The following is a 10,830-nucleotide window of genomic DNA, read 5'->3' on the forward strand; positions in this document are numbered from 1 at the left end:
GTAAATCGGTGTAAAAAACGCGCAGAACGCGTCTCGAAGATCGGACATTATACCGGTTTGCGTTCCCCTTTGATAAATGACAAGTAGCGTCCCACAGTGCGCGGCACTGCTACAATCCTGCCCTTGACAGAGCACCACGAAAGAACGTTATGAACAAGCGCCCGACGCTGTCGCTGAAGAGCAAGCCAGCCCCGGCCACCAGGAAGCCGGCCGCCCGCAAACCGGCACCGGCCAACGCCGCCGCGACTGCGAAGCCGGCTGCAAAGCCGGCCGGAAAGCCCGTTGCAAAGCCGGCCGTGAAGCCGGCGCCAGCGCAAGCCGCAAAGCCCGCCGCACCCGCTGCGCCAGCCACGCCCGCGGCTCAGCAGCGCCCTGCATCGAGTCCCTGGGAAGGTACCCGCGCCAGGGGAGCGGAGCGCAAGGCGGCACCGCGTCCGGCCGAGTCGCCGCGGCCCCGGCCCGAAGCGCCGCCCGGCCCACGGGCCAGCCACCACCGCGACCTGAAACCCCGGCTGCAAACGGAATTCCAGGCCGAGCTGAAGTCCGATTCGCTGGCCTTCGCGCTGCTGGGCGCGGCCACCGCCGTGGTGCAGGTGCGCGGCGGCATGGCGCTGCCGCAGGCGCTGGCGGGCGTGTTCGCCAATCCGGCCACCACGCCGCAAGCGCGCGGTGCCATCCAGGACGTGGCCTACCGCGCGATGCGCCAGCTTGGCCGCAGCGATGCGCTGGTGGCCGCGATGGCGCCAAAGGCACCCGATCCGCTGGTGGGCGCGCTGCTGGCCGCCGCGCTGCCGCTGATGGGGGCGGGCGAAGACGGCCCGGCGCCCTACGAAGCCTTCACCGTCGTCGACCAGGCCGTGACCGCGGCCGGTTCGCACCCCGATACGGCGCGCGCGAAAGGCATGGTCAATGCGCTGCTGCGCCGCTTCCTGCGCGAACGTGAGGCGTTGCTGGCCGATGTGCTGCAGCAGCCGACGGCGCGCTGGAATTACCCGCAATGGTGGATCGATGCCGCCATCACCGCCTATCCGCAGGAATGGGAACAGGTGCTCGCGGCCGGCAACGCGGCGCCGCCGCTGACGCTGCGCGTGAATACCCGCAAGGGCACTGTCGATGCTTACCTGCAGTTACTGGAACAGGCCGGCATCGGTGCGCGCCGGCTCGGCGAACACGCGGTACGCCTCGACAAGCCGATGGGCGTGCACCTGATTCCCGGGTTCGATGCCGGCCTGGTATCGGTGCAGGATGCCGGTGCCCAGCTTGCCGCGCAACTGCTCGATGTTCAGGACGGCATGCGCGTGCTGGATGCATGCGCCGCGCCAGGCGGCAAGACCGGCCACATCCTGGAGCTGGCCGATGCCGACCTCACGGCGCTGGACGTCGACCCGCAGCGGCTGGCGCGCGTGCGCGAAAACCTCGACCGGCTGCAACTGTCGGCCACGCTGCAGGCGGCCGGGGCCCAGGCCCGCGACTGGTGGGATGGCCAGCCGTTCGACCGTATCCTTGCCGACGTGCCGTGCACGGCCTCGGGTATCGTGCGCCGCCATCCGGACATCCGCTGGCTGCGCCGCAAGGGCGATACGCTCCAACTTGCAACACTTTCAGCGCAAATTCTCGACAATCTTTGGCAGATGCTGCGGCCCAATGGTAAATTGCTGTTCGTGACATGTTCGTTGTGGCCGCAGGAATCCGAGGCGCAGGCGGCCGCTTTCGCGATGCGCAATCGCGCCACGCGACTCGATGCGCCCGGTCAGCTGCTGCCCGCGGGCGGGGCCGAACAGGATCACGATGGACTGTTTTACGCGTTGTTCCAGAAGGATGCATAGTTCGAAGAGGCATGGCTCGAAGGGGCTTGGTTCGAAGGGATGCATGGTTCCGGCGGCGCGTGGAATTTCCGGCCAGTCCAGGCTTTCCGGCCTGGCTCATTGGCCCCGGCATGGCTTCCGGCGTGGCTCCCGGCTTGTTAGCCCCTGTTTTCGGCCCTAACCAACTTAGTACCAACCCAAGCGCAAGTGATCCCCCGATTCGTTCGATTCCTCTGCTGGCAAATGCTGCTGATGCTGGCCTGCGCCCTGCCGCAGGCGGCGCGCGCTGCCGAAGGAACCGTCGAAATCACCCGTGCCTACATCGAAGCGGCGGAAGAGGGCTATCGCCTGTCCGCCGCGTACTCGTTCGACCTGAACCATGGCCTGGAAGACGCGCTGCAATACGGCGTTGCGCTGAACTTCGCCACGCAGATCACGTTTACGCGGCCGCGCTGGTACTGGTTCGACGAGAAGGCCGTGACCGCCAAGCGCACCCACAAGCTGTGGTACGACGTGCTGACGCGCCAGTACCACGTCCGCATCGAGGGCAGCGTGCGGCAGAATTTCGATTCCCTGGAAGATGCCCTGTTTTTCATCCGGCGCCCCACGCGCTGGGTAGTGGCCCCGCGCGGGGCGCTGAAGGTCGGCGAAATCTATAACGTTACCCTCAGCATGGGCATGGACCGCGACTACCTGCCCAAGCCGATCCAGCTCAATGCCTTCAACAATCGCGACTGGAACCTGGCTTCGCAAAAGAGAACCTTCCAGTACAGGGCGGAGTAAGTGAACCAGACCTTGCGGTATCTGTTTGTCGTTGCAGGCGCCGTGTGCAGCATCCTGCTGTTCCTGCTGGCGTCCGCTTCCGACAGTTCCGGATTCTTCGACCGCTATTATTCCTGGCTGCTGGGCCTGAATGCCGCGGTCGCCGTGGCGTTGCTGCTGCTGGTCGGCGTTTCCCTGTTCCGCCTCTATTCCCGTTACAAGAGCGGCAAATTCGGCTCGCGCCTGATGACGCGGCTGGTGATGCTGTTCGCCGCCATCGGCGTGCTGCCGGGGCTCGTGATCTTCCTCGTGTCCGTGCAGTTCGTGTCGCATTCGATCGAATCGTGGTTCAACGTGCGCGTCGAAGAAGCGCTGGAGGCCGGCCTGGACCTGGGCCGCTCGGCGCTCGACGCGTCGCTGGCGGAGCTCAAGGGGGAGGCGGACAAGACGGCCCAGGAACTTGCCTCGCTGCCGTTCTATGCCGCTCCCTCGGCGCTGGCGCGCTTCGTCAAGGAACATCCGCGCGTGCAGAGCGCGATCGTCGTCGATGCCGAGGGTGGCCTGATCGTGTCGGCCGTCGGCGAACGCCGTATCAACCTGGCTGGCGACCTGCCCACCGCCGCGATGATGGCCAAGGCGCAGGAAGAGCCGCCGTACGCGGTGCCCGAAGGCGGCAGCGAAGCGCGCGACGAGCGCGCGGCCGCTACCGCACCCGACCCCAACAACGTGCTGCGCCTGCGCGTGCTGATGCCGGTGCCGGACCCGGTGCAGCCTTCCGGTGGGCGGCTGGCGCCGCGCTACCTGCAGGTCATCCAGGCCGTTTCGCCGCAACTGGCCAACGACGGCGAGATGCTGCGCACCGCCTACAGCGAATACAAGGAGCGCTACGTCGCCCGCAACAGCCTGCGCCGGATGTACATCGAGACGCTGACCCTGACCCTGCTGCTGGCCGTGTTCGGCGCGATCGCCGCGGCGTTCCTGATCGCGAACGACCTGGCGCAACCGCTGCTGCTGCTGGCCGAAGGCACCCGCGCCGTTGCCGAGGGCGACCTGTCGCCGCGCCCCATCGTCGCCAGCTCCGACGAACTGGGCACGCTGACCCAGAGTTTCAACACGATGACGCGCCAGCTTTCCGAGGCGCGCAGCGCGGTCGAGCGCAACCGCATCGCGCTGCAGAATGCGAAAGCCCACCTGGAATCGGTGCTGGCCAACATGTCGGCCGGCGTGATGGTGCTGGACAGCGAATTCCGGCTCGTCACCTGCAACGATTCGGTCGAACGGATCCTGCAGAAGGCCGGCGTGACGCTGATCGGCAAGCCGCTGGCCGACGTGGACGGCATGCATGAATTCGCCGGTGCCGTGATCGCCGCGTTTTCCGCCCAGAGCGCCCAGTCGGCCGCCGGCCGCAATGTGCAGCGCCTGCACTGGCAGCGCCAGATCGAGATCCCGCGCTTGGCCAGCAACCCCGACGACAATGACCTGATCCTGCTGACGCGCGGGTCGCGCCTGCCGCTCGAAGGCGGTGGCGGCGGCTACATCGTGGTGTTCGACGACATCACCGACGTGATCTCGGCCCAGCGTTCGATCGCCTGGGGCGAGGTGGCGCGCCGGCTGGCCCACGAGATCAAGAACCCGCTGACGCCGATCCAGCTGTCGGCCGAACGGCTGCAGATGAAGCTCGAGAGCAAGCTGGCCCCGGCCGACGTGGAATTGCTGAACAAGAGCGCCGGCACGATCGTCAACCAGGTAGCGGCGATGAAGCGCATGGTCGACGACTTCCGCGACTATGCACGCACGCCACCGGCCCAGCTCACGCCGCTCGACCTGAACGAACTGGTGGAGGAGATCCTGCACCTGTACGTGGCAGGCGACGGCAACGACATCATCCGCTCGCACCTGGCGCCCTACCTGCCGATGGTCATGGGCGACCAGACGCAGTTGCGGCAGGTGATCCATAACCTGTTGCAGAACGCCCAGGATGCGCTGGCCGACCTGCCCGAAGGGGCGGCGGGGAAACGCGAACCGCGCGTGGACGTGACTACCGAAGCGATCCACTACCAGAGCGCGGACGGCGGCACGCGGATCGCGGTGCGCCTGTCGATCTCCGACAATGGGCCCGGCTTCGCGCCGAAAATCCTGGCCCGCGCGTTCGAGCCGTACGTGACGTCGAAAGCGCGCGGCACCGGCCTGGGGCTGGCCATGGTGAAAAAGATCATCGACGAGCACGGCGGGCGGATCGACATCCAGAACCATCCGGACGGTTGTGGCGCTTCGGTACTGATTTTGCTGTTAAAGTTGGCACCGGTGCAGTTGGCATAATATTGAAGGACACATAAAATCGTTGTCACGACCAGCACAACGCCGGACAACCGGCGAAAAAGAAAAGAAGGGCAGGGATAGATGGCAAACATTCTCGTAGTTGATGATGAAATGGGTATCCGGGAGCTGCTCTCGGAAATCCTCGGGGACGAAGGGCATGCGGTAACGCTGGCGGAAAACGCGCAGCAGGCGCGCCAGGCCCGCGCGGCCGGGGCGCCCGATCTGGTCCTGCTCGACATCTGGATGCCGGACACGGACGGCGTCACGCTGTTGAAGGAATGGCAGCGCGACGGCCTGCTCACGATGCCGGTGATTATGATGTCCGGCCACGCGACGATCGATACCGCGGTCGAGGCCACCCGTATCGGCGCGCTCAATTTCCTGGAGAAGCCGATTGCAATGCAGAAGTTGCTGAAGGCCGTGCAGGCGGGCCTGGCGCGCGGCCAGGAAGTGGTGCGCGCGCCCGTGATGGCGCAGCGGCCCGCGGCCCTGCCGCCCGTCGAGGAAGCGGCGCCGCCCAGCTTCGGCGTGCAGCCGGCGCCGCCCCAAGGGGCGCACGGCATCGCCGTGGCGCGTGGCGGCGGTGGCGAGGGGCACATGTTCAGCCTGTCGTTCGACCTGCCGCTGCGCGAAGCGCGCGATGCGTTCGAGCGCATGTACTTCGAACACCACCTCGGGCGCGAAGGCGGCAGCATGACGCGCGTGGCCGAGAAAACGGGCCTGGAACGCACCCACCTGTACCGCAAGCTGAAGCAGCTGGGCGTGGAGCCGGGCAAGCTCGCCAAGAAAAACCAGCAAGTCTGATTTGCGGTCCCCAGTCTTCACCACGCTGGTGACCGGCCAGCGCGCTGTCGATCGCGAAACCGCGATCGCGGCGCGCCTGTCCGCACCAGGCCTTGCAGCCGCTCCGGCTTCAGTTTCGACACCTGCGGTGGCCGCCATCATCGAGGGCCTGGCCGACCCGCATTCCCCGCTTGCCGATCATCCGCACGTGCAATTGCACCGCATCGCTCCCGGCTGCCTATGCTGCGCCGGTAACGTGGTGTTGCGTGTTACATTGAATCGTCTCTTGCGGCGCCCGCCGGCGCAGCTCTTTATCAGCCTGGCTGATGCCACCCATGTCGGACAGTTGCGCGCGATGTTGTCGGCGCCGCCCTACGATACGCTGCTGTCCCTCTGCGACGATGTCGCGGCACCCGCTCTCGCTTCCTGAGTTCGCCGGCTCGCCTCTTGAAATGGGCTGCCACAGCCCCACCTCGAAAGTGAAATGGAAAGCCCAACAATACGGAACCCGCCGGTTTCGTCCTTGAGAGAAGGAAGCGATATGAACCTCATCTACAACAGCGAGCAGTACAGCGTCGTCGAGTTCGGACCGGATCGCGATCTCGAATCCTTGCGCTTCGGTGGCTACGAAATCGTCGACAAGGGCGGCAAGCGTGAAATCTTCATTGCCGGCGTACTGGCGCAAAACTTCCGGCGCGACGTCAACCAGCTCATTGCCAATGAACCCACGATGGAGGAAATCGACGAATTCCTCGGCAATTACGATTCGCTGATGAGCCAGCCCGTACTGTTGCATTGATCCGGCACTGATCCACACACGATCCGCGCGCCCGGATCTTCCAGTGGCGCACCTTGTGGTAAGGTGACGGTCGGCAATACCTTACCACGTCATACCATGTGCCAACTCCTGGGAATGAACTGCAATGTGCCGACCGACATTGTGTTCAGCTTTACCGGTTTCGCCCTGCGCGGCGGCCGCACCGATGTCCACCACGATGGCTGGGGCATCGCATTCTTCGAAGGCGCCGGCGTGCGCCATTTCGTCGATCACCAGCCGGCCGTGGATTCGCCGGTGGCCACGCTGATCAAGACCTATCCGATCAAATCCCGCAACGTCATCGCCCACATCCGCAAGGCCACGCAGGGCGAGGTAGCGCTCGAAAACTGCCATCCGTTCATGCGCGAACTGTGGGGCCGCTACTGGGTATTCGCCCATAACGGCGACCTGAAGGACTTCAATCCCGCACTGGATGGCCCCTACCGGCCCGTGGGCACCACCGACAGCGAACGCGCGTTCTGCTGGCTGTTGCAGGAATTGCGCGGCCGGTTCGGCGACACACGCCCCGCGCTGGCCGATCTCGGCGCGGCGCTCGGCGAACTGGCGCCACGCATCGCCGCCCACGGCACCTTCAACATGATGCTCTCCGATGGTTCGGCACTGTTTTCCCATTGTTCCACCAACCTGTACTGGCTCGTGCGCCAGCACCCGTTCGAAACGGCGATCTTGTCCGACGAGGACGTGCGGGTGGACTTCTCGCAAGTGACCACGCCGCACGACCGCGTGGCGATCATCGTGACGCAGCCGTTGACGACGAACGAGCGCTGGACAGCGTGCGCGGCAGGTGAAATGCTGTGTTTTGTGGACGGATTACCTCAGAAAAACATATTTCCACCAAGAGCCGCGTCGGGAATGTCAGAATAATTAAAAATAGAGAGAACGTTTTCCCATGATCGACCTGTCCGGCTCCAACCTGTCCCGCTCCCTGCGCGTGCGCGAATTCTACCTCGGCCGCCAGCCCATCCTCGACCGCGCCGGCGCACTGTTCGGCTACGAACTGCTGTTCCGGAATGGCCCGGTCGGGCCGGCGCAAATCGACACGAGCGAACTGTCCGCCACCGCGGCCGTGATCGCCCATGCCTCCCAGCTGGGCGTGGAAAAGGTGATTGGCGACGGCCTGGGCTTCATCAACATCGACGAGCAGGCATTGAACAGCGACATCTTCGGTTTCCTGCCGCGGGAAAAAATCGTGCTGGAAATCGTCGAGACCCTGCAAGCCACGCCCGCCGTGCTGGCGCGGATGGCCGACCTGGCCAGCCATGGTTTCCAGTTCGCACTCGACGACGTGCGCAGCGACAGCGCCCAGCTGCAGGCCATGTTGCCGATGACGCAGTTCATCAAGCTCAGCATGCGTGGCACGAAAGACGAATCCCGGCCCGACCAGCTGGCGCCGCTGGCGCGCCGGCTGAAGGGCGACGGCAAGCAGCTCGTTGCCGAGAAGGTGGAAACGCGCGAGGAATTCGCGGCCTGCCTGAACCTGGGGTTCGACTACTTCCAGGGCTATTATTTCGCCAGGCCCGTCATCATGAGCGGCAAGAAACTGTCGCCGTCGCAGCTGGCCGTGATGGAACTGATGACGCTGGTGGTGTCGGATGCCGACAATATCGAGATCGAACGGGCGATCAAGCGCGACGCGTCGCTGGCGATGAACCTGCTGCGCCTCGTGAACACGCCGGCGGTGGGCGCGCGCCAGCGCATCGATTCGCTGAGCCAGGCCGTGACGATCCTCGGCCGCCGCCAGCTGCAGCGCTGGCTGCAGATCATGCTGTATGCGGAGCCGGGCAAGCGCGGCGGCACCCAGACCCCGCTGCTGATGCTGGCCACCACGCGCGGCCGGTTGCTGGAACTGCTGGCGCACAAGCTGCGGCCGGCGCACCGTCACGTGGCCGATATCGCCTTCACGGTCGGCATCATGTCGCTGATGGATACGCTGTTCTCGATCCCGATGGCCGAATTGCTGACGCAGATCGCGGTCAGCGACGAAGTGGCCGAGGCGCTGGTGTACCGCAGCGGCTTCTTTGGCGAACTGCTCAAGCTGGCCGAATGCATCGAGCGCATCGAAGACATGGAAGACGAGATCATGCCCGCGCTGCTCGACCTGGAAATGTCCACCGACGAACTGGTGGAACTGGAAATGTCGGCCTACGAGTGGAGCGACAACGTGGTGCGCTACGCGATCTGAATCGATGCGGGACGTATTGCTGGATGTGCGTGACCTGGCCAAGGCCTACGGCCGGCGGCGCGCGGTGGACGGCGTGTCGTTCCACGTGCGGCGCGGCCAGACGGTAGGCCTGCTGGGGCCGAACGGCGCGGGCAAATCGACGATCGTCGGCATCATCTCGGGCATCCTCGATGCCGACGCCGGCACGGTGCTGCTCGATGGCGAGGCCGTGGGCACGCGCCGCCATGGCACGCGGCGCCACATCGGGCTGGTGCCGCAAGACCTGGCGCTGTACGAGGACCTGCCGGCCATCGAGAACCTCAAGCTGTTCGGCGCGCTGTACGGCCTGAGGAACGCCGCGCTGGCGGGGCGCTGCGCGGCGGTGCTCGAACTCGTGGGCCTGGCCGACCGCGCGCGCGACAAGCCATCGACCTTTTCGGGCGGCATGAAGCGGCGCCTGAACATCGCCGCGGCGCTGCTGCACGAACCCGCGCTGCTGATCCTCGACGAGCCGACGGTCGGTGTCGACCCGCAAAGCCGCAACGCGATCTTCGACACGCTGGCGGCGCTGCAAGGCAGCGGCATGGCGCTCGTCTATACCAGCCACTACATGGAAGAAGTGGAGCGGCTGGCCGACCATATCGTGATCATCGACCACGGCAAGGTGCTGGCGGACGCGAGCCCGGCAACGTTGTACGCGCAGTTGCCGGCACGCGCCGCGCTGCATGTCGAACTCGCGGCGCCGCTGTCCGGCGAGCTTGCCGCCGGGCTCGCGCAGCTGCCGGGTATTGCCAACGTGCTCGGTGAAGGCGCGACATGGGACGTGCGGCTCGAAGACGGCACCCAAGCGATCGCCGTGCTCGACTGGCTGCGCGACCGGGGCCAGGTGCCGGTGCACTTCGCCACCGCGCGCGCCCGCCTCGAAGATGTGTTCCTCGACCTCACCGGCCGCTCGCTGCGCGACTGAAACGACGACCATGACCGCCATTTTCGCCCTGATCCGCAAGGACCTGCTCCTCTACATCAACGACCGGCGCGCGCTGGTGATCCACCTGCTGGTCCCGGTCATCGTGGCCGCGTTCTTCGGCTCGCTGTTCGGCGGTACGGGCAATGGGCAGGGGGGCAAGATCGACATCGCCGTCGTGCAGCAGGACCGGTCAGGCCTGGCCACGCAGGTGGCGGCCAGTTTGAAAGCCGACCCGAACCTGCGCGTGCAGGTGCTGCCGCTCGACGACGCGCGGGGCAGGGTGGCCGCCGGCAAGGTCACGGTGGCCATCGTGATTCCGCCGGGGTTCGGCGATGCGGCGGCCGGTGCGCTGACCGGGGCGGGGCGCGTGCCGGAGTTGCCGCTGCTGTACGATCCGTCGCATGCGACCGTGCTGGCGATGGTGAAAGGCCTGCTGATGCACCATGTGATGCAGCACCTGAATGCGCGGATGTTCGCGCAGGCGGCCGGCCCGGAAGCGGCCCTGCCGCCCGGCGCCGGCACGCCGTTCGCCATGCGCGACCAGGCCGTCAGCGCCGGCCCGGCCTACGATGCCTACGCCCATTCGTTTGCCGGCATGGGCGTGCAATTCATCCTGTTCATGGGCGTGGACTGGGGTATCGGCCTGCTGACGGCGCGCCGCACCGGCATCTGGAGCCGCCTGCTGGCCGCGCCCGTCACGCAAGGGCAGGTACTGCTGTCGCGGCTGCTGTCCGGCACGATCATCGCGGCGGCGCTGCTGGTGACGATCTTCCTGTGCGCGGTGGTGCTCTTCGGGGTCACGATCACGAACCCGGCCGGCTTCGTGCTCGTGACGCTGGGTTTCGCGCTGATGACGGCCACGTTCGGCATCCTCGTCGCCGCACTGGGGCGCACGCCGGAAGCGACGCGCGGCATCGCCACGTTCGCCACGCTGATGATCGTGATGCTGGGCGGCGCCTGGGTGCCGTCGTTCATCTTCCCCGAATGGCTGCAACAGGCTTCGCTGATGGTACCGGCGCGCTGGGCGATCGACGGCCTCGACGCGGTCACGTGGCGCGGCCTCGGCATGGAAGCGGCGTTGCGCTGCGCCGGCGTGCAGCTGGGCTTTGCCGTGCTGTTCGGCCTGGTGGCCGCGTGGCGGTTCAAGGCCCGCGCCAGCGAAGCCTGAAGGGCCGGCCGCCGCGGAGCGGTGCGG

The 10,830-nt window shown here is 66.2% G+C and carries 10 protein-coding genes; all 10 read left to right on the forward strand.

Going from position 1 to position 10,830, the window contains the following annotated elements; all coding sequences use genetic code 11:
- Positions 1 to 149: 149 nt before the first annotated feature.
- The 10 genes from rsmB (at position 150) to ACY65G_RS12360 (ending at position 10,803) form a co-directional block, all read left to right on the forward strand.
- Positions 150 to 1,826 carry a 16S rRNA (cytosine(967)-C(5))-methyltransferase RsmB gene (gene rsmB, locus ACY65G_RS12315; protein ID WP_464997651.1) on the forward strand — a complete coding sequence of 559 codons (1,677 nt, stop codon included), beginning with the start codon at positions 150 to 152 and terminating at the stop codon, positions 1,824 to 1,826.
- A gap of 231 nt (positions 1,827 to 2,057) precedes the next feature.
- The gene (locus ACY65G_RS12320; RefSeq protein WP_464998020.1) at positions 2,058 to 2,588 is read left to right on the forward strand and encodes a DUF4390 domain-containing protein; all 531 of its coding nucleotides are present in this window, start codon (positions 2,058 to 2,060) and stop codon (positions 2,586 to 2,588) included.
- Positions 2,589 to 4,886 (forward strand): sensor histidine kinase, encoded by a 2,298-nt coding sequence (locus tag ACY65G_RS12325; RefSeq protein WP_464997652.1) that lies wholly within the window; start codon positions 2,589 to 2,591, stop codon positions 4,884 to 4,886.
- Positions 4,887 to 4,967: 81 nt separating this feature from the next.
- Positions 4,968 to 5,690, forward strand: coding sequence for a response regulator (locus ACY65G_RS12330; RefSeq protein WP_464997653.1), 723 nt, complete (start codon positions 4,968 to 4,970; stop codon positions 5,688 to 5,690).
- A 127-nt stretch (positions 5,691 to 5,817) separates the two neighbouring features.
- Positions 5,818 to 6,099, forward strand: a complete 282-nt coding sequence (locus ACY65G_RS12335) for a GTPase (protein ID WP_464997654.1) — start codon at positions 5,818 to 5,820, stop codon at positions 6,097 to 6,099.
- 111 nt (positions 6,100 to 6,210) lie between these two features.
- A complete protein-coding gene (locus ACY65G_RS12340; protein WP_130186215.1) occupies positions 6,211 to 6,468 on the forward strand; it encodes a BTH_I0359 family protein in 258 nt (85 codons plus the stop codon).
- A 96-nt stretch (positions 6,469 to 6,564) separates the two neighbouring features.
- Positions 6,565 to 7,371 (forward strand): class II glutamine amidotransferase, encoded by an 807-nt coding sequence (locus tag ACY65G_RS12345; protein ID WP_464997655.1) that lies wholly within the window; start codon positions 6,565 to 6,567, stop codon positions 7,369 to 7,371.
- Between the two features lie 25 nt (positions 7,372 to 7,396).
- A complete protein-coding gene (locus ACY65G_RS12350) occupies positions 7,397 to 8,689 on the forward strand; it encodes an EAL and HDOD domain-containing protein (RefSeq protein WP_464997656.1) in 1,293 nt (430 codons plus the stop codon).
- A gap of 4 nt (positions 8,690 to 8,693) precedes the next feature.
- Complete coding sequence (locus tag ACY65G_RS12355) at positions 8,694 to 9,635, forward strand: ABC transporter ATP-binding protein (RefSeq protein WP_464997657.1); 942 nt, start codon at positions 8,694 to 8,696, stop codon at positions 9,633 to 9,635.
- A 10-nt stretch (positions 9,636 to 9,645) separates the two neighbouring features.
- Entirely contained in the window at positions 9,646 to 10,803 is a 1,158-nt protein-coding gene (locus ACY65G_RS12360; RefSeq protein ID WP_464997658.1) for an ABC transporter permease, read from the forward strand.
- Positions 10,804 to 10,830: the final 27 nt, after the last annotated feature.

The organism is Pseudoduganella sp. jia 12 (assembly GCF_055502675.1).